The 17,796-nt window shown below is 58.5% G+C and carries 14 protein-coding genes; 9 read left to right on the plus strand and 5 right to left on the minus strand.

Annotated elements, in window-relative coordinates; genetic code table 11:
• The first annotated feature begins 173 nt into the window (after positions 1-173).
• Entirely contained in the window at positions 174-1,097 is a 924-nt protein-coding gene (locus RDA78_RS23530; RefSeq protein ID WP_434052196.1) for a LysR family transcriptional regulator, read from the plus strand.
• A gap of 112 nt (positions 1,098-1,209) precedes the next feature.
• Here RDA78_RS23530 and RDA78_RS23535 read toward each other — a convergent pair whose 3' ends face one another.
• On the minus strand, positions 1,210-1,857 hold the full coding sequence (locus RDA78_RS23535) for a glutathione S-transferase family protein (RefSeq protein ID WP_434052197.1): 648 nt from the start codon (positions 1,855-1,857) through the stop codon (positions 1,210-1,212).
• 403 nt (positions 1,858-2,260) lie between these two features.
• Here RDA78_RS23535 and RDA78_RS23540 point away from each other — a divergent pair, with 403 nt between their 5' ends.
• From RDA78_RS23540 to RDA78_RS23560, 5 genes are all read left to right on the plus strand, one after another.
• On the plus strand, positions 2,261-3,037 hold the full coding sequence (locus RDA78_RS23540; protein WP_434052198.1) for an ABC transporter substrate-binding protein: 777 nt from the start codon (positions 2,261-2,263) through the stop codon (positions 3,035-3,037).
• A gap of 134 nt (positions 3,038-3,171) precedes the next feature.
• Complete coding sequence (locus RDA78_RS23545) at positions 3,172-3,885, plus strand: ABC transporter permease (RefSeq protein WP_434052199.1); 714 nt, start codon at positions 3,172-3,174, stop codon at positions 3,883-3,885.
• The gene (locus tag RDA78_RS23550) at positions 3,882-4,793 is read left to right on the plus strand and encodes an ABC transporter permease (protein WP_434052200.1); all 912 of its coding nucleotides are present in this window, start codon (positions 3,882-3,884) and stop codon (positions 4,791-4,793) included. The genes RDA78_RS23545 and RDA78_RS23550 overlap by 4 nt, the downstream gene beginning before the upstream one ends.
• A 43-nt stretch (positions 4,794-4,836) precedes the next feature.
• The gene (locus RDA78_RS23555) at positions 4,837-6,006 is read left to right on the plus strand and encodes a trans-sulfuration enzyme family protein (RefSeq protein ID WP_434052201.1); all 1,170 of its coding nucleotides are present in this window, start codon (positions 4,837-4,839) and stop codon (positions 6,004-6,006) included.
• Between the two features lie 326 nt (positions 6,007-6,332).
• Positions 6,333-7,451 carry a patatin-like phospholipase family protein gene (locus RDA78_RS23560; RefSeq protein WP_434052202.1) on the plus strand — a complete coding sequence of 373 codons (1,119 nt, stop codon included), beginning with the start codon at positions 6,333-6,335 and terminating at the stop codon, positions 7,449-7,451.
• 603 nt (positions 7,452-8,054) lie between these two features.
• On the opposite strand, the gene araD is transcribed toward RDA78_RS23560, so the two are convergent.
• Both araD and RDA78_RS23570 read right to left on the minus strand, forming a co-directional pair.
• Positions 8,055-9,785: an L-arabinonate dehydratase gene (gene araD / locus RDA78_RS23565; protein WP_434052203.1), complete on the minus strand. Its 1,731-nt coding sequence runs from the start codon at positions 9,783-9,785 to the stop codon at positions 8,055-8,057.
• A gap of 192 nt (positions 9,786-9,977) precedes the next feature.
• Positions 9,978-11,426, minus strand: a complete 1,449-nt coding sequence (locus tag RDA78_RS23570; protein ID WP_434052204.1) for a xylulokinase — start codon at positions 11,424-11,426, stop codon at positions 9,978-9,980.
• A 210-nt stretch (positions 11,427-11,636) separates the two neighbouring features.
• On the opposite strand from RDA78_RS23570, the gene RDA78_RS23575 reads away from it, so the two are divergent.
• Together RDA78_RS23575 and RDA78_RS23580 are read left to right on the plus strand one after the other, a co-directional pair.
• Positions 11,637-12,434, plus strand: a complete 798-nt coding sequence (locus RDA78_RS23575) for an ABC transporter ATP-binding protein (protein WP_434052205.1) — start codon at positions 11,637-11,639, stop codon at positions 12,432-12,434.
• Positions 12,431-13,978 (plus strand): permease, encoded by a 1,548-nt coding sequence (locus tag RDA78_RS23580; RefSeq protein ID WP_434052206.1) that lies wholly within the window; start codon positions 12,431-12,433, stop codon positions 13,976-13,978. The genes RDA78_RS23575 and RDA78_RS23580 overlap by 4 nt, the downstream gene beginning before the upstream one ends.
• Positions 13,979-14,114: 136 nt before the next feature.
• Here the strand turns inward: RDA78_RS23580 and RDA78_RS23585 are convergent, their stop codons facing one another.
• Entirely contained in the window at positions 14,115-15,845 is a 1,731-nt protein-coding gene (locus RDA78_RS23585) for a response regulator (RefSeq protein ID WP_434052207.1), read from the minus strand.
• Complete coding sequence (locus RDA78_RS23590; RefSeq protein ID WP_434052208.1) at positions 15,845-16,384, minus strand: heme NO-binding domain-containing protein; 540 nt, start codon at positions 16,382-16,384, stop codon at positions 15,845-15,847. The genes RDA78_RS23585 and RDA78_RS23590 overlap by 1 nt, the downstream gene beginning before the upstream one ends.
• 245 nt (positions 16,385-16,629) lie before the next feature.
• Here RDA78_RS23590 and RDA78_RS23595 point away from each other — a divergent pair, with 245 nt between their 5' ends.
• The gene (locus RDA78_RS23595) at positions 16,630-17,613 is read left to right on the plus strand and encodes an NAD(P)H-binding protein (RefSeq protein ID WP_434052209.1); all 984 of its coding nucleotides are present in this window, start codon (positions 16,630-16,632) and stop codon (positions 17,611-17,613) included.
• Positions 17,614-17,796: the final 183 nt, after the last annotated feature.

Consider the following 17,796-nt stretch of genomic DNA (forward strand, 5'->3'; position numbering starts at 1 on the left):
CCCGGCTTGACCTGAAGATGATGTATTTGAAGGCCGCCAACCGTGACACCGGCGGGGCTCCCTAGAATTTGTTTCATTCATTTTGTTTTTGAAGAGCGCCAAACCTTATAAAACTCATAAGCATCATTTATATATATATCGACACACCTGCATTCGTCGGAACCAAGACATCCATGGACAAACTCAGCGCGCTTTCAGGCTTCGTTCAATCGGTCAATCTCGGCAGTTTTTCGGCAGCCGCAAAGCATCTCGGCGTCTCTCAACCGGCCATCAGCCAGCAGATCCGGGGCCTTGAGGACCAGCTCGGCACGCGTCTGCTCAATCGCACGACACGGCAACTTCAGCTGACGGAAGCCGGGGAACGCTACTACGCCTATGCGCGCGATATCCTGGAAAGACTGATCGAGGCCGACAGATCGATCCAGAGCGATGAGACGCAGATGTCGGGGCCGCTCTCGATCGGGTTGCCGCTCGGATTTGCAGAAAGCGTCCTGTCCGACTTCCTTATCCGGTTCAATAAGGAACATCCCTGTCTTCTGCTTGATATTTCCCTGTCCGACCAGTTCGTCGACGTTATCCAGGAACGGCTCGATGTCGCCATCAGAATGGGAGAAATCAGGGACGAGCGGCTGATCGTGCGGCGCCTGGGGGTCGCGCAGCGCTGCCTTGTGGCTTCGCCGGACTATCTCGACCGAAAAGGCCGGCCGCGCCATCCGGCCGAATTGCCGGAGCATGAGTACCTGCTTTACAAGAATATCTCGACGGGAGACCGGGTGCCGTTCATCAGCACACTTGGCGAAAAGCTGTCGATCAAGATCAATCCGGCGATGATCGTCAACAATTCCTCGACCCTGCGGCAGGCAGCGCTTGCCGGACTCGGCATTTCAATTGCCAATCGCTGGCTGATTGAGCCTTACCTTGCCTCCGGAGAACTGGAGCTGGTCCTGCCCGAGTGGCAGTATCCGCCTCACCCGATCCACGCGGTCTATCCCTCCAACCGCTTCATTCCGATCAAGGTGCGACGGTTCGTGGACCGGCTGCAGGACTATTTCAAGGAAATGGGTGCGCTGGACAAGTCCTTCGACACGCGGACGTGAGAGAACCTTCCGGCTTGGGTGTGCCGGTTTACAGATCGGACAAGGCAACACGCTTCCTTCCGAGATCTTGCCATTTCTGCCGCCAAATCGGCTTAATTTATGAGTCCGTACCCTAGATCTCGTCGACGGCAACGTACCAGGTTTCCTTGAGCGCATCCGCTTCCCAGGCCTGCCAGGCCTGCGTTCCGGTCAAGGCGGCGTGGTACTGCTGAAACACCGGGTCCTCCGACAGGGTATACGTCGCGAACCTGCTGACAACCGGTGCGTACATGGCATCGGCAATCGTGAAATCGCCGAAGAGGAACGGCCCGCCGGAGGCATTGAGGCATTCGCTCCAGATGTCCAGGATCCGCGACACGTCCGCCATGACGGCGTCGTCGACGGCCAGCACTTCCACCTGGCGGCGCATGTTCATGGGGCAGGCGTTCCTGAGCGCAGAAAAGCCGGAGTGCATTTCCGCGGAAACGGCGCGCGCCCTTGCGCGCATCTGCCTGTTCTGCGGCAGCAGATCCTTTTCCGGAAAACACTCTGCAATGTATTCAAGGATCGCGAGGCTGTCCCAGACGGTTAGAGATCCATCCTTCAGCACCGGCACCTTCATACTCGGTGAGAAGTCGCGAAACTCCGGGTTGCCGTTTTCGAAGTCGAACGGAACGAGTTTCTCGTCAAAGGCAATGTCCTTGTGCCGCAAGGCAATCCAGGGTCTGAACGACCAGGATGAGTAGTTCTTGTTTCCGATGAAGAGTTCGAAGGATGTCATTCGGGCCTCCAAAAATCGGGAACGGACATCACAAGGCCAGTTCGCGACAGTAACGGTTGCGTGGAGACACTTGCTTAGTGGGTCGGATCGGCACGAACAAATTCAACTATTTCATGGATTCGATGAACAAGATTGATCCGTCGGCGCCGCAAACGTCTCTGAACCGTAAGGATCAGCCGGTCAGCAATGCCTCACCAGGCGCGCGGATCGCACCATGCGAAGTACAGCCAGATGGTGCCTTCCGCATCGGCATACAATCTGAAGACGTAAAAAGGGCAAATTACAATGTGTTTTTTTGTTGGGCATGCTTGAAATTTAGACGGAAGTGTATGGAATAGGGCCTTCGGGCAAAAAGGCGGGAAGAACCCGCTTGCGCCGCGACAAGATATTAGGGGAAGTAAAAATGCGTGTTTTGCGTATGGCTGCAGCCGCAGTTGCTGTTCTGGCTGCCGTTGGTGGTGCTCAAGCGAAGGACTGGTCCAAGGTCCGTATCGGTACTGAAGGCGCCTACCCTCCATTCAACTCACTGACCTCCGACGGTCAGCTTATCGGTTTTGACGTCGACATCGCCAAGGCCCTGTGTGAAGAGATGAAGGTCGAGTGTGAATTCATCACTTCGGATTGGGACGGAATCATTCCCGGCCTTCAGGCAGGCAAGTACGACGCCATCATCGCGTCCATGTCGATCACCGACGAGCGCAAGCAGAAGGTCGACTTCACGAACAAGTACTACAATACGCCGCCGGCAATCGCCGTGCCGAAGGATTCCAGCATTGCCGGAACCTCCGATGCGGACCTGAGCGGCATCGCGCTCGGTGCCCAGTCGTCGACCACCCATTCGAACTATGCTGAGGAAAAACTCGGGTCGGCCGACCTCAAGCTTTATCCGACGCCGGACGAGTACAAGCTTGACATTGCCAGCGGCCGTATCGATGCCGTGATCGACGATGTCGTGGTGCTGTCCGACTGGCTGGATACCGAAGACGGTGCCTGCTGCAAGATCCTCGGTACCCTGACACCGGATCCGGTCATCAACGGTGAAGGCGCAGGTATCGCCATCCGCAAGGACGACGGCGAACTGAAAGACAAGTTCAACGAGGCGCTCGAAGCCATCCTCGCGAACGGAAAGTACAAGGAAATCAACGACAAGTACTTCACTTTCGACGTTTATGGCGGCTGATTTGACGGCTTATTGACGAATACGGGAGCGCGGCGCGAAACAAGCGCCGCGCTTTCGTTTGCGACCAAATTCGCAACACCGGCCAGAGGGGTGGCCGGGCCAGCAACGACAAGAAAAGAAAGAAGCGCCGGCTTATGGAAGAAGCTTTGACGCTGCTGTCCTTCGGGGAAAATGGCTGGGGCGACACGATCGCCAAGGGTGTGCTGATCACCGTCTCGCTTTCGCTTGCCACACTGCCCTTTGGACTGATCATCGGGTTCCTGATCGCGCTGGCCAAGAACTCCAGCGAGCCGAGCCTCAAACTGGCCGCCAACATCTACACCACCATTTTTCGCGGCCTGCCGGAACTCCTGACGTTGTTCCTGGTCTTTTTTGGCGTCCAGATCGGATTGCAGCAACTCATGAAGCTCATGGGTTTCGACATCTATATCGAGGTCAATTCCTTCGTCGCAGGCATGATTGCGCTCTCCCTGGTTTTTTCCTCCTTCGCCTCCGAAGCGTTCCTTTCCGCCTTTCGCGGCATCCCAGAGGGCCAGTATGAAGGCGGTTATGCGCTTGGGCTGTCGCGCTTCCAGACGATGACACTGGTCATCCTGCCCCAACTCATCCGCCTCGCCCTGCCCGCGCTCGGAAATCTCTGGCTGATCCTTCTAAAGGACACGGCTCTCGTATCGACAATCGGTCTCTCGGACCTCTTGCGCGAGACCAGCATCGCGGCGCGGGTCACGAAGGAGCCGTTCCTCTTCTTCGGCCTTGCCTGCCTGATCTACCTTGTCCTTGCGATGATTTCCTCCTCGGCCTTCACCCGCATCGAGCGCTGGTCCAAACGCGGCGAGGTGCAACGATGATTGCACCGAACCCGACGACCGGAATGAAACCGCCGCCCGCGCCTTCCCGCCCGTGGACCAATACGAGGATCGCCGGCCACGTGCTCATGGCGCTGTGGATCGTTGCCGGAATTTCCCTGATCGTCTATCTGCTCGGCAATCTCGAAAAACCGATCCTGGAAGCCCTCCGCCCCTACCTGCCCGCTGACTGGGCGAGCTGGGCGGATGGACGTCTCGAAACACATGAGTTCGACAGCTTCCTGGAACGCTACGGCGCTAAATACGTTGAAGGCTTTCTGGTCACACTCCAGATTGTCGGGCTGTCACTGCTCTTCGGAGCCCTGCTTTCCATTCCGATCGCCCTGGCACGGTCCTCGAAGTGGAAGATCTTTTCCGCTCCAGCCTATGCCTATGTCTATTTCTTCCGCGGGACACCGCTGCTGGCCCAGACTTTCCTGATCTATTACGGCTTCGGGTCATTCCGGCCCGAACTGCAGGCCGTCGGTCTGTGGTGGTTCTTCCGGGACGCGTTTTACTGTGTCGTCTTTGCGTTTTCGCTGAACACGGCAGCCTACCAGGCGGAAATCCTGCGTGGTGCGATCCAAAATATCGCAAGGGGCCAGTGGGAAGGCGCGGCCGCGCTCGGTCTCACACGACCTGTCACGTTCTTCAAGGTCATACTGCCCCAGGCCCTCATGGTGGCGCTGCGCCCCTACGGCAACGAAATCATTCTCATGATCAAGGGATCGGCCATTGCAGCCATCATCACGATCTACGATATCATGGGAGAAACCCGACGCGCCTATTCGCGCACCTATGATTTTCAGGCCTATATCTGGGCTGCGGTCATCTATCTCATGATCGTGGAAACGCTTCGCCGGATCTGGGACAGGATCGAAGCCCGTCTCACCCGTCACCTGAAACGCTGAGCTCAGCCGTTTTTCAAGCTACGTCACAACCCGTCAAGGTCACATGTCCAAGTCACCACGTCCGAATTCCGGTCTTCACCCAGACAGTCTCCTCGCCCATGCGGGCGGCGGGTTCGACCCTGCTACGGGAGCGGTGGTTCCGCCGATCCAGACCGCGACGACTTTCGTGCGCGATGAAGACTACGAACCGGTCCGGCCCGGCCACATCTACAGCCGCGACAGCAACGACCTTTATCTCAAGGCCGAAAAGCTGATCGCCACGCTGGAGGACGGCGCCGAAAGCCGCCTGTTTGCATCTGGAATGGCGGCAATTGCAGCGATCGTGCGCAGCATCAAGCCGGGCGGCACGCTGCTGGTGCAGTCCGGCATCTATTGGGGCACGACCCATTTCCTGCGCAAGCACTGCAAGCGCAACAACATCGTCCTCGTCGAAACGGATGCGAGCAATTTCGACAGCATTCACGACGAGATTTCGATCACGAAACCCGACATGGTCTGGCTGGAAGTTCCAAGCAACCCGTATCTCAAAGTTGCCGATATCAGCCGGATTTCAAAACTGTGCAAGGAACACGGTGCTCTGCTCGCCGTCGACGCCACGGCGGCAACGCCGCTGATCCTGAAACCGCTTGCGCTCGGTGCGGACCTCGTCATGCATTCGGCCACCAAGGCGCTCAACGGACACTCGGACCTTCTGGGTGGTGTCGTTTCCACCAGGGAACCTGACAGCGAGGCCTGGACATTCATCAGCGAGGAACGCCAGATCGCCGGTGCCATCCTCGGTTCGTTCGAAGCTTGGCTGCTTTTGCGCGGCCTCAGAACGCTCGCGCTCCGGGTCGAACGCATGAACGTGAACGCGATGGCGCTGGCCCGATATCTTGAAACGCACCCGAAAGTCGAAACCGTGCTTTATCCCGGCCTTCCCGGCCATCCGCACCATGACCTCGCAAAGGCGCAAATGACCGGCGGTTTTGGCTCGCTCCTGTCCGTTCAGGTCCAGGGCGGTAAAGCCAGTGCGCTCAGGGTAGCCGGAAGTCTCGATGTCTTTCAGCGCGCGACATCGCTGGGCGGCACCGAGAGCCTCGTTGAGCACCGCCACACGATCGAAGGTGACGTGACGAGCGTTCCGGAAAACCTGCTACGGCTCTCCGTCGGGATCGAACATCAGGCCGACCTGGTATCAGATTTCGAGCAGGCTTTGACGGCGATCAAGTGAGCATAGCGAGAAGCCGCCAAAATCCAGCGCGCAAAGACGGCCTCCGAAGCCTCCGCTCGAACTTTGGCACAGAGCGGCACGCGCAGATTGGCTGCGATTTTTGCCGATATGTGCAGCGGTCGTCCTGACGGGAGCATCTTCCGATGACGGCCAAATCCGCGCGCAAACGCTAATAGCGGCAATTAAACTGCAGTCAAGCCGATCGAATACACCGGCAGCCGACGACGCCCAATTTTCAACGTGATAGGATTCTGGCGTTTCATATCTAAGGGCGAGTTCAATTCGTGAGTGCAATCAAACGCTTTTGCTTGTTGGCGGCGATTTCTTTGGGCGTAGCGTCTTGTGCCGGAAACGGAATAACCCATCAGCCGCTTCCAGAAGACCTCGTCGAAGAGGCACAGGTCCTGAACTTTGAAACGGCAAGAACGTGGGCGGACGCGTTTTCTCCCGGATACTCCGCAACACTGAAGACACGCGAGAAGCAGATCTTGGCTTCGGGACTCGCCAGCGGAGATGCCAATATTCTGGTCTTGTCCGGTGGCGGGCAAAACGGAGCCTTCGGTGCGGGCTATCTGAATGGCTGGACAAGGCGCGGAGACCGTCCGCAGTTTGAAATCGTGACGGGTGTCAGCACGGGTGCACTGATTGCTCCGCTCGCATTTCTCGGACCGGAATACGACGCTGACCTGGAACTCTTCTACACCACGCACAGCACGCGCGACATCATCAAGCCGAACTACATCGCAGGTCTGCTAAGCGGCACGGCTGTCACCGACAGCGCACCGCTTGCAAACCTCATTGCGGAATTCATAACACCGGAATTTCTGGCAGAGGTCGCAAGAGAACATCGGCGTGGGCGGCGCCTCGCACTGATCACGACCAATATCGAAGCGCAACGTCCGGTTATCTGGGACATGGGCCAAATCGCAGAAATCGGCACCGTCCAATCCCTCGAGCTCTTCCGCAAGGTCGTGCTGGCCTCGGCATCGATTCCCGGCGCTTTTCCCCCGGTTCAAATTGATGTGGTCGCAGACGGTCAAACCTACAGCGAGTTGCATGTTGACGGAGCTACGACGACAAACCTGTTCCTCGCTCCGCTAAATCTGACAGTCTTCAACGACAAACCGAAGCGGAAGGGCCGGATCTTCATTTTGACCAATGGGAAATACCTCCCGGAATACAAACCTGTCAAAGTCAGGACCATTCCTCTGGCAGGCCGTGCGTTTTCCACGCTGCTGAAATACAGCACAAAAGCCGATGTCCAGCGGTTGAAGCTTTTCGCAAACCGCACCGGGGCCGAACTTCGCTTCGTTTCCATACCGATCGAGTTTGACGAAGAGAGCACTGAACCCTTCGACAAGACCTACATGCAGGCGCTTTACGACTTTGGCTACGGGGCTGGCCAACGCCGCGATCTGGAAACGTCCAGACCGAGAGTGTTCTAGGGTACGGACTCATAAATGAAGCCGATTTGGTTTGGATCATTTTGACCAGCTGCGAGAAGAAAAAGCGCAGGAAATGTGGTTCATTTCTAGCCTTTCGCCACGTGGCAGATGGCCGATTCGGCCAAATCCGAAGGACGGCAAAATGGCTGCACCTCGCAGCGTCACCGCGCTTGACTGGGCAAAAAGCCCGCTCTGCAAAAGCTTCCTCTCAAGATTTTGCCATTTCTGCCGCCAAATCGGATTCATTTATGGGTCCGTACCCTGGAGCTTTCGAGTTTCCATCCCTCCTCAAGAGCATATCTGAGCCGCTGGTGTCACAAAACGCAGGCTCTAGGTGATGAACTCATAAATGAGGTCGAAATGGTTTGAGGCGGCTTGCTTCTCGTCAAGGCGCGGAAGCGCAGGAAATGTGGCTCATTTTCAAGCCTTTCGCAACGCCGAGGAAAAGCAAGCCGGTCAAATCCGAAGGACATTGAAATGGCATCACCCCGTGGCGTCAGCGTGCTTGACCGGGCAGGAAGCCCGCTCCGCACACCCTTCCTAACGGAATTTCGCCATTTCGCATGCCATTTCAGTCTCATTTATGGGTCCATCACCTAACCCTCAAAATATGTCCGGCTCCGCGACTGGCTTTCCGAAATCGGTTCGAAGGAAATCGAAGTCGCAGCCCTTGTCGGCCTGTTCGACATGTCTGGAGTACATGTGGCCGTAGCCGCGTTCATAGCGGGGCTCCGGCGGCGACCACTTGGCCTTGCGCGCCGCCAGGACCTCGTCTTCAAGATCGACACGGAGGGTTCTGTTCGGCACGTCCAGCTCGATAATGTCTCCTGTTTCGATCAAGGCCAGGGGGCCGCCAATGAACGCTTCGGGTGCGACGTGCAAAATGCAGGCCCCGTAGGACGTTCCGGACATCCTGGCATCGGAAAGGCGCACCATGTCACGGTGCCCGTCCTTGAGGAGTGCCTGCGGCATCGGGATCATGCCCCATTCCGGCATTCCCGGACCGCCCTGCGGTCCCGCGTTGCGCAGGACCAGAACGTGATCCGGAGACATCGGGTAGTCCGGGTCATTGATGATCTGCTTCAGCTCGGGATAGCTGTCAGCGACAATTGCCGGACCTTTGTGCCGGTGAAATCTCGGATCACAGGCAGCCGGCTTGATGACAGCCCCGTCGGGCGCCAGGTTGCCGCGCAAGACGGCAAGCGAACCCTCGTGATAGACCGGGTTGGTGAGCGGCCGGATAACATCGCAATTGTGGTTTTCTGCAGCCGCGATGTTCTCTCCCAGTGTCTTTCCGTTCACTGTCAGTGCCGACAGGTCCAGCTTTTCGCTCATTTCCCTCATCAGGGCGGGCAGACCGCCGGCATAATAGAAATCCTCCATGAGATACTCGGTGCCGGACGGCCGGATATTGGCGATAACCGGAACCTCGTGACCGATGCGGTCCAGATCGTCGAGGCCCCATTTCACCCCCGCACGCCGCGCCATGGCGATCAGGTGAATAATGGCATTCGTGGAGCAGCCTGTTGCCATGGCAACTGCCGTCGCGTTTGCCGTGGAGGCGCCGGTCACGATCCTGTCGGGCGTCAGGTCCTCCCAGACCATGTCGACAATGCGGCGTCCGCAGGCGGCAGCCATGCGTTTGTGCGCGGCGTCCGGTGCCGGGATGGAGGAAGCCCCCGGAAGGGTCAGGCCGAAAGCCTCGGCAATCGACATCATTGTCGAGGCCGTGCCCATGGTCATACAGGTGCCGTAGCTGCGGGCAATGCCGCCCTGTACCCCGTCCCATTCCTCCTTGCCGATGGTGCCTGCGCGCCGCTCATCCCAGTATTTCCAGACATCCGTGCCCGAGCCCAGCTTGCGGCCGGCATAGTTCCCGCGAAGCATTGCTCCGGCGGGCATGAACAGGAACGGAAGCCCCATGCTGAGTGCCCCCATGATCAATGCGGGCGTGGACTTGTCGCAGCCGCCCATCAGCACGACGCCGTCAATCGGATGAGACCTGAGCGTTTCCTCCACCTCCATGGCTCCCATGTTGCGATAGAGCATCGATGTCGGCTTCAGGAACTGTTCGGAGAAGGAATGCACGGGCATTTCGACCGGCATGCCGCCGGACTGGTAGACACCTTTCCTGACAAAGTCCGTGCGATCGCGAAGGTGGTGATGACATGGCGAGAGATCCGACCACGTGTTGATCATTGCTATTACCGGCTTGCCCTGCCAGTCCGCACCGTCGAGACCCATCTGCATTGCGCGCGACCGGTGGCCCATGGATCGCAGATCATCAGGGGCGAACCAGCGGGCCGAGCGAAGATCTTCAGGGCGTTTGGTCATGGAGGGCACTCACTTTCAGCGCATCGTATGAACTAAGGTAACCTGGAGAACCGAACTGGAGAATGTACCGGCTTCCACGCACGGTTACCCGGCTGCCTCAGCACGGTACCCATTTTCGATCGGCTGTACAAAATGAAGGACGTTGGAGATCTGACGGAACGCTTCCGGGGAATGTCAAAGACGCAGAAAGTCTCAAGGACGCAGCGCAGCCAGACGTTTGCCGAGACCTTCCGTTGTTTTCAGAGCCTCGAGATAGATTTCAAACAGATCGTCGTAGAAAGCGCGCCGGTTCGGATCGGGCTCCCATTCCCTGTCGCTTTCCGAGAACGGCACATGTGCCTGCGCCAGTGTTTCGCTCAAGCCCGAAGCAACGGCGGCGATGCAGGCAGCGCCGACAACGCCCGCTTCGGCGAGGGCAAGGCGCTGCAGTGGGCGGCCAAGCACATCACTGCGGATCTGGCCCCAGACGTCGGACCTGAACCCGCCTCCCGCGCAGGTCAGATGGGTGGCCCGCAAATCTCCAGAGGCTTCCAGTGCACCGAGAACATGGCGCGCTGACAAGGCGACACCCTCATAGACCGCACGTGCAAATTCGGCTGTCTGCATTCCAGCTTCCAGCCCCAGAAACGCGCCTCGCAGGTCGGCATTCCAGACCGGCGCGCGTTCTCCGGCCAACTGCGGCAAAAACAGCGGCGCTCGAGACAAGGGGTTGTCTTCAACCAGTTTGGCCATGACGGGAATTGCGATCCCTGCGACATCGCAGAACCATTGTTGCGACGCTCCGCCTGACTGCGTCGGCCCTGCATGGAGCCGCTGGCCCTGAGCTTCGGCAAAGACCACGACACCGGGCTCATGTGTAACGGTGTGACTGGACAGTCCCAGTATTTCGCTGGTGCCACTGAGATAGGCGAATGCATTTTCCCGGCATGCCCCAGCCCCGGCCAGACCGACCCAGCCATCCATCGTGGCCACGGCGAAAGGTGGACCGTCCCGGCTGGCGCCAACGAGCGACGTCATCGACTGAAGCGGGGCTATGCGTTCCATGGCACCCGGGACGAGGCCGAGAATCGCGCTCACGTAGTTTCCGTCCAGTCCGACGAGCCCGATGTTTGACAGAGCGTCCGTCGCGAGTTCGCCTGTCAGATGAAGAAGCGCATAGTCTTTCGGCAAAAGGACATAAGCCGTTTTTTCCCAGATTTCGGGTTCATTGCGCTGAACCCAGAGCATCCGGGCCAGAAGATGAGAGGCATCGATCGGTATCGGCGCGCCGAGGAGCGCGATCTTTTCAGCATCCGTGATGCGAGCATTCAACTCACGCGCTTCGGGCATTGCCCGCGTGTCCTGCCAGAGGATGGCCGGCCGAAGCGGTCTCCCGGTTCGATCCACGAACACGTGGGTATTGACCTGGCTGGTCAATGCACCGCATCGAACCGAAGTGACGAGACCGGCAGCACGGAATTGGTTCATCGCGGCGTCAATGAGCCGTATCCAGTCTGCTGGGTCCTGTTCACACATGCCCGGCGCAGGACGTGTTGTCGGATAGTTCTCGGCAAACCTGGCAAGCTGAGTTCCGTCGCGAGCAAACACGCCGGCCTTCACAGAGGTCGTGCCAAGATCAGTTCCAAGAAGCAAATCGGTCACGGTCCGGCCTTTGTTTGCGGTTTGACAGCATGAGACAGATACCCAGTGGCCGGCGTTGAAACAAGCCGCAAAGGCGCTCGCCGGTTTCGACACGTTATGCTGTGCAGAGTTCGTGCACCTTGTCCGCGCCTCGCGACGAAGGGCCGGGTTTTACCCTCGTGAAAGGTCCCTCCGGTAAACTGGCCGAAACCGCCCACAGACGAGAGACAGATGCCGTCCTCCAGCACCGCCGCCCTCGAGATTTTCAATCTTCACAAGCGCTTCAGCGAGCCTGCAGTCAACGATCTCTCGCTGACGGTGAATGGCGGCGAATTCTATGCGCTGCTGGGTCCGAACGGCGCAGGCAAGACAACGACGCTGCGGATGGTCGCGGGATTGCTGGAAGCCGATGCGGGCTCCGTCAAGATCTGCGGTGTCGACGCTTTTTCGGATCCGATTGCCGCCAAGCAAGTCCTGGCCTGGGTCCCGGACGAACCGATGGTCTACGACAAGCTGACTCCTCTGGAATATCTTGAATTCGTGGCCGGCCTATGGAGCATGGAAGCGGATCTCGCGCGTTTCATGGCCGACACTCTTCTTGAGTCCTTCGGGCTTGCCCCTCATTGCAACGAACGCTGTGGCGGTTTCTCAAAGGGGATGCGTCAGAAGGTGGCGCTTGCCGGCGCGTTGATCCATGAACCGCGCCTGATCATCCTCGATGAGCCGCTCACAGGGCTTGATGCAGGGTCTGCGCGGCAGGTGAAGAAGGTGCTGACCGGGCTCGTTGCGCAGGGTGTGTCGATCATAATGACGACGCATATCCTCGAAGTGGCGGAACGCATGGCCGACCGGATCGGGATCATCGCACAAGGGCAGCTCGTCGCGGAAGGAACATTGGAGGAGTTGCGCGAAAGGGCAAGCGCCGACGGAAACTCCCTTGAAGATATTTTCCTTGAGATCGTGGGCGGCTCTTTCGACGGCGGTGCGAACGCAGGCAAAACAGGCTTCCTTGACGAAAAAGTTGCATGAGTGCTTTGACGACACCTTCCGCCCTGATGCGTTTCTCACGGCATGAATTGCGGCTCGCCTGGCGCGACTGGTCCTGGATGTTTTCAGGCTGGCGCAATACGAGCTTGCGGCGTGCACTCATCGGCATGAGCCTGTTCTACGCAATCATGCATCTGATCGCGTATGCCGTTCTTTCCCGCCAATTCGCTACCGGCTTCGTGCTCGATCAGACCGCGCTGGCAATGCTCTCGGTCACGGTCCTGCTCAGCTTCACCATGATGCTGTCGCAGGCAATGGAGTCGGTAACGCGCGCGTTCTATGCCCGGGACGACCTCGACCTGATCCTTTCGTCACCTGCGCCCTCCCGCGACCTGTTTCTGGTGCGCATCGTCATGATGGCTTTGACAAGCTGGGTGATGTCCGCGCTGGTTATTTCTCCCTTCCTGAACGTTGCTGTAGCGCTTGACGGAGAGCGCTGGCTTGCGGGGTATGTGGTTCTGCTGGCCGTGTCGCTGACTGCAACCGGAACAGGCGTGTTGAGTACGCTTGCCCTGTTCCGAACGATCGGCGCGCAGCGTACGCGCCTTACCGCGCAGATCCTGGCAGCGGTGGTCGGCGCGGCCTTTCTGATCGGAATGCAGGTTGTTGCCATCCTTTCCTTCGGGTCAATGTCCCGCTTCACGCTCTTTGACGCAACCTTCCTGGCGCAGCATGCGCCCGCTGCTGGCTCTCCATTATGGTTCCCCGCGTACGCGGTTTACGGAGAGCCCGGTGCCGTGCTCCTGTTGTTCGGCGCATCCCTTGTGTTTTTTGCGTCTGGAGCCTGGCTCGGAGCAGTGCAGTTTCGGCGCATTGTCGTTTCGGCACTTGGTGTCACGGAAAAGACCCCGCGCAGGAGTGTCGCCGAACGCGCGTTTCGCGGCTTCTCTCCGCTCGGTGCGCTCGTTCACAAGGAACTCAAGCTGATCGCGCGCGATCCCTGGCTTGTTTCCCAGACCCTGATGCAGGTTCTCTATCTTGTTCCGCCGGCGGTCATGCTCTGGGTCAGCTTTGGCCAGAACACCGAAATTTCCGTGATCATCGCGCCTGTCATTGTCATGGCGGTCGGGCAGCTTGCGGGCGGCCTCGCCTGGCTGACGATATCCGGCGAAGATGCGCCCGATCTGATCGCGACCGCGCCCATCTCCGCCTTTACGCGCCTGTGGGCCAAGGTCCTGTCCGTGCTCACGCTCGTCGCTGGGATCGTGCTGCCGCTTACGCTCGCACTCGCGTTTGTCTCGGTATGGGGTGCCGTGGTTACCTTCGCCGGTGCTATGGTCGCGGCAGCAAGCGCAATCCTGGTTCAGCTCTGGTTTCGGGCGCAAGCCAAACGCACCACTTTCCGGCGACGGCAGGTTGCTTCGAAGGCGTCGACGCTGGCAGAGGCAGCCGCCTCCATTTCTTGCGCTGCCGGCACTGCACTCATAGCAGCGGGAAGCCCTTTGGCGCTCCTGCCCGTCCTCCTGCTCCTGATTGTGCTCGGGGTCGCAAGGAGTGTTCGTCCGAAACAGTTCTCGCTGGCCTGACGGGGCAACACCCGTGCGGATTGCGTACTCGTCCGGTGGTTTGCGATCACCGGACTTTCCGTTTCGCGCTCGCATGACGTGGAATGATCCGAGCCGTTCCCCGGCCCGGTGACGCTTTGGCGAGGCCGTTGCCGGCTCAAAGCGCGCCGCCTGCGGCTGACGTGAACTCTGCCAGGGCTGTGCGGATCTGATCAATACGAACCGGTTTCGACAAAAACCCGTCCATCCCGGCCTGCAGGCAGTTTTCCTTATCCTGCGCCATCGCGTTGGCCGTCATTGCGACAATCGGCACCTTCGCGGCTGCACCCGGCAATTTGCGTATCTCCCGTGTGGCCTCCAATCCGTCCATGTCAGGCATCTGCATGTCCATGAAGACGAGGTCATAGTCGGTTTCCTGAACGGCTGCCAGCGCGTTCCGGCCATCGGCTGCAATGTCAGCCTCATGACCCAAGGTGTTCAGGTAGCCTGTCAGCACAAGCTGATTGGTGACGATGTCTTCCACGATAAGAACCCTGAGCCGCCGTTCCCCGGAAACACGTCCGGCGGGATCGCCAGTGTCGGAAACAGTTCCGCAGTCGGTTTCGCGCTGAGCTGCTGATTGGTCCGTGAGCAAAGCCCTTGCAACGCTGTCATGCGCAATGGGTTTTGGGAGCACGACGAGATTCGGAGCCGCGTTCAAAGATCCGACATCCCTTGTCGTCGCCAGCAGGATCGGCACGGTGCCGCTCGGTTCCGTTGAGAGAAGGGCATCCAGTTGCGTACGGTTCACGGCACTGATCAGGACTGCTTCACAGCCATGCGCGGCCTGAAACTTTCGGACCTCTTCGTCCGTATGCGCGTAATCAACCTCAAAACCGAGGTCTTGCAGTGTCTCGCCATAGACTTTGCCAACAAGATCAAGCGCACTGAAACAAATCGTGCGGCCGCGGGGTGGCTGTGTTGTCACTTCCTGCGTCTCAGGATCCGGGTGGACGGGACCGAACGCTATTTCGAACCAGAAGCAGCTGCCGATACCGAGTTGGCTCTCAACCCCGATCCGGCCTCCCATCAACTCGACCAATTGCCTGGAAATCGCAAGGCCGAGGCCGGTTCCGCCATGACGCCGGGAATTGCTTTGATCAACCTGGAAGAATTTGTCGAACAGCTTTGAAATCCGGCCGGCTTCGATCCCGATGCCGGTGTCTTCGACTTCGAAGCGCAGCCCCTGCGAAGACGTTGCCGGAAAAACCCGGAGAACGACAGCCCCTTTTGTAGTGAACTTGATCGCGTTCCCGATCAGGTTCATGAGGATCTGCCGGAACCGGCCTGGATCCCCGACGACATTGAAGGGCACCGCCGGCGCTATGTGGCAAGCAAGTTCCGTGTTGCTGGCAAACGCGACAGGCGTCAGGATTTCGATAACGCCGTCGATCGCCCTTCGCAGGTTGAAAATATCTTCGGCCAGGTCAATGCGGCCGGCCTCGAGCTTTGAAAGGTCCAGGATGTCATTGATGATTGTGAGGAGCGCCTCGCCCGAGGACAGCACTGCGTCGGCGTAACGCTGCTGCTCGGGCGATAAGCCGGTTCCCTGCAACAGCGAAATCATGCCGATAACACCGTTCATCGGTGTCCGGATTTCGTGGCTGATATTTGCCAGGAACTGCGACTTCGCTTCATTCGCGGATACGGCATCCTGCATTGCAGACTGTAATTCCGCCGTTCGCTCCTGAACCTGCCGCTCCAGTTGCGCGAGCGTTGCCTTGAGCGTCTGGTTGATCTCGTAAAGCTCACTGCTCTTGCGCTCAAGAAGCCGCTCGGCTTCCTTGCGGGCCGCTCTTTCCCGCTCAAACCGCCGGATCCATTTGGATGCTTCAAGGTTCTCGGTCATCAGGCATTCCGGCTGATGACGAACTGAACCTTCATCGGGCCGTTCTCATCCGTCCTTTCGATCGTCAGGTTTTCCTTGAAATGCGCCCCGCACCCTTGAATGAGGCCATGTGCGAGATCACCAAACGGACGCTTGGAGCTGTAGTTCATGATCAGCTTGTCTTCATCCACGCGGTCACACAGAAACGTCGGCAATTCTGCATTCGGGTAGAGTTTCTTCACCTCGACATGAATGTATTCCTCGATCTTCTCCAGGAAATCCAGGCTGCTTTCGGTGTTCTCAAAGAAGTGCGAGTGAGTAACGGTAAAGCGGCCAAACAGGTGCTCTCCGAAAACGACGATCAGGGTGTCGATATCGATGCCGGTCACCTTGTGAAGTGCGGCGACAAGTTTGACCATGTCATTGTGATCGTAGTCCTGCACAGCGGTGAAGCCGGTTTCGCTGCCCACCCCTGAGAGTTCCATGATCTCATCGGCGACGTCGAAGGAAAACTTGTCTTCAACCATCTCCATAAACTCGGTGAAAACGACGCCCAGCATAGCTTCCCTCTCCAATAGTGAGCCGACAGCTTGACGGCAAAAGCTTAAAAAAGCGAGCAGCGCAACCGAACATGCATTTGACGGCGAAAGCTCGGATTAGATCCGATGACGCCCGTTTCATGATCGAAGGCTCCGGGTCCGGGCGCGCCGGTTTGCCGACCGCATGAGCAATATTCGCGAATCTGTGCATGATTGGGCAAAGCCGGACCGGGAGAACCGGTCTGAAATTGCCGAGACATCTCGAAATGCAAAGCGACAAAGCATCGTCAGTATCAAGTGCTCGCGGAGGCAAAGTGCTCCTTTGCGGTGCTACGGGTACAATCGGCCGGGCAGCTTACAAGGCGCTGCACCAATCCGGCTATAAGATCGTTGCACCGGTCCGCCCGGGGTCAGACGTGTCCGGGCTCGACGGCACGGTTCCCTGCACCTTCTCGCAAGATGAATTATCGGCTTTGCTAAAGGCACATAAATGCGATGCAGTCATGTCCTGCCTCACCTCGCGGACCGGCGTTCCGGATGATGCCTGGCACGTGGATCACGCGCTCAACAGCCGTCTTCTGACAGCGGCCGTGAATGCAGGCGTGCCACGCTTTGTCCATCTGTCAGCGATTTGCGTCCAGAAACCAAGGCTTGCCTTCCAGTTTGCAAAGCTGGCCTTTGAAGCCGAATTGCAGCAAGCGTCCATAACCTGGTCGATCGTGCGTCCGACCGCGTTTTTCAAATCCCTTTCCGGCCAATTCAACCGGGTCCGGAGCGGAAAACCATTCCTGGTCTTCGGCAACGGGCAGATGACCGCGTGCAAGCCTATCAGCGATGCGGACCTGGCTCGGTTCCTCGTCCGATGCCTCGACGCCCCGGAGTGTCAGAACAAGATCCTTCCCGTCGGGGGCCCGGGCCCTGCAATCACGCCGTTGAACCAGGGCACGATGTTGTTCGAGGCCCTCGATCATCCGCCGAAATTCCGGCACGTTCCGATCGCCATGCTGTCTGTCATCGCAAGCGGCCTGTCGGTGTGCGGCCGGCTGTCCGAAAGTGCCCGCGAGAAAGCGGAACTCGCACGCATCGGACATTATTACGCGAGTGAATCCATGCTGCTCTGGGATGATCGCGTCAAAGCCTACGATGCGGCGTCCACGCCTGAATTCGGCTCCGACACCCTGGCCGATCACTATCGCCAACTGGCCGCGTCCAACGTTCCCGATGACCGGGGTGCACATGCGGTCTTCTGAGCGTTTGCCCGGAAACGGGAATTCACTTCATCCATTCCAAAATCCACCAAAGAACCAGACCGTGCTTCGCCTGGAAGCGGCAGGCAACAGCTGATTTCAGACCAATCCGGCCGCGGCAGAAACGGCTCCTTTTCCCGCCTCAACATGCCTTGTCGTAGAGAGAGAAAACTCCTATCTTCTGCG

The sequence above is a fragment of the Roseibium sp. genome (genome assembly GCF_051016195.1).
GTDB lineage: Bacteria > Pseudomonadota > Alphaproteobacteria > Rhizobiales > Stappiaceae > Roseibium.

Bases quoted from the DNA above. Each gene is read 5' to 3' on its own strand.
- RDA78_RS23535 (WP_434052197.1), bottom strand. From the start codon at position 1,857: ATGACATCCTTCGAACTCTTCATCGGAAACAAGAACTACTCATCCTGG.
- RDA78_RS23555 (WP_434052201.1), top strand. From the start codon at position 4,837: ATGTCCAAGTCACCACGTCCGAATTCCGGTCTTCACCCAGACAGTCTC.
- RDA78_RS23540 (WP_434052198.1), top strand. From the start codon at position 2,261: ATGCGTGTTTTGCGTATGGCTGCAGCCGCAGTTGCTGTTCTGGCTGCC.
- RDA78_RS23585 (WP_434052207.1), bottom strand. From the start codon at position 15,845: ATGACCGAGAACCTTGAAGCATCCAAATGGATCCGGCGGTTTGAGCGG.
- RDA78_RS23590 (WP_434052208.1), bottom strand. From the start codon at position 16,384: ATGCTGGGCGTCGTTTTCACCGAGTTTATGGAGATGGTTGAAGACAAG.
- RDA78_RS23550 (WP_434052200.1), top strand. From the start codon at position 3,882: ATGATTGCACCGAACCCGACGACCGGAATGAAACCGCCGCCCGCGCCT.
- RDA78_RS23580 (WP_434052206.1), top strand. From the start codon at position 12,431: ATGAGTGCTTTGACGACACCTTCCGCCCTGATGCGTTTCTCACGGCAT.
- RDA78_RS23595 (WP_434052209.1), top strand. From the start codon at position 16,630: ATGCAAAGCGACAAAGCATCGTCAGTATCAAGTGCTCGCGGAGGCAAA.
- RDA78_RS23545 (WP_434052199.1), top strand. From the start codon at position 3,172: ATGGAAGAAGCTTTGACGCTGCTGTCCTTCGGGGAAAATGGCTGGGGC.
- RDA78_RS23575 (WP_434052205.1), top strand. From the start codon at position 11,637: ATGCCGTCCTCCAGCACCGCCGCCCTCGAGATTTTCAATCTTCACAAG.
- araD (WP_434052203.1), bottom strand. From the start codon at position 9,785: ATGACCAAACGCCCTGAAGATCTTCGCTCGGCCCGCTGGTTCGCCCCT.
- RDA78_RS23530 (WP_434052196.1), top strand. From the start codon at position 174: ATGGACAAACTCAGCGCGCTTTCAGGCTTCGTTCAATCGGTCAATCTC.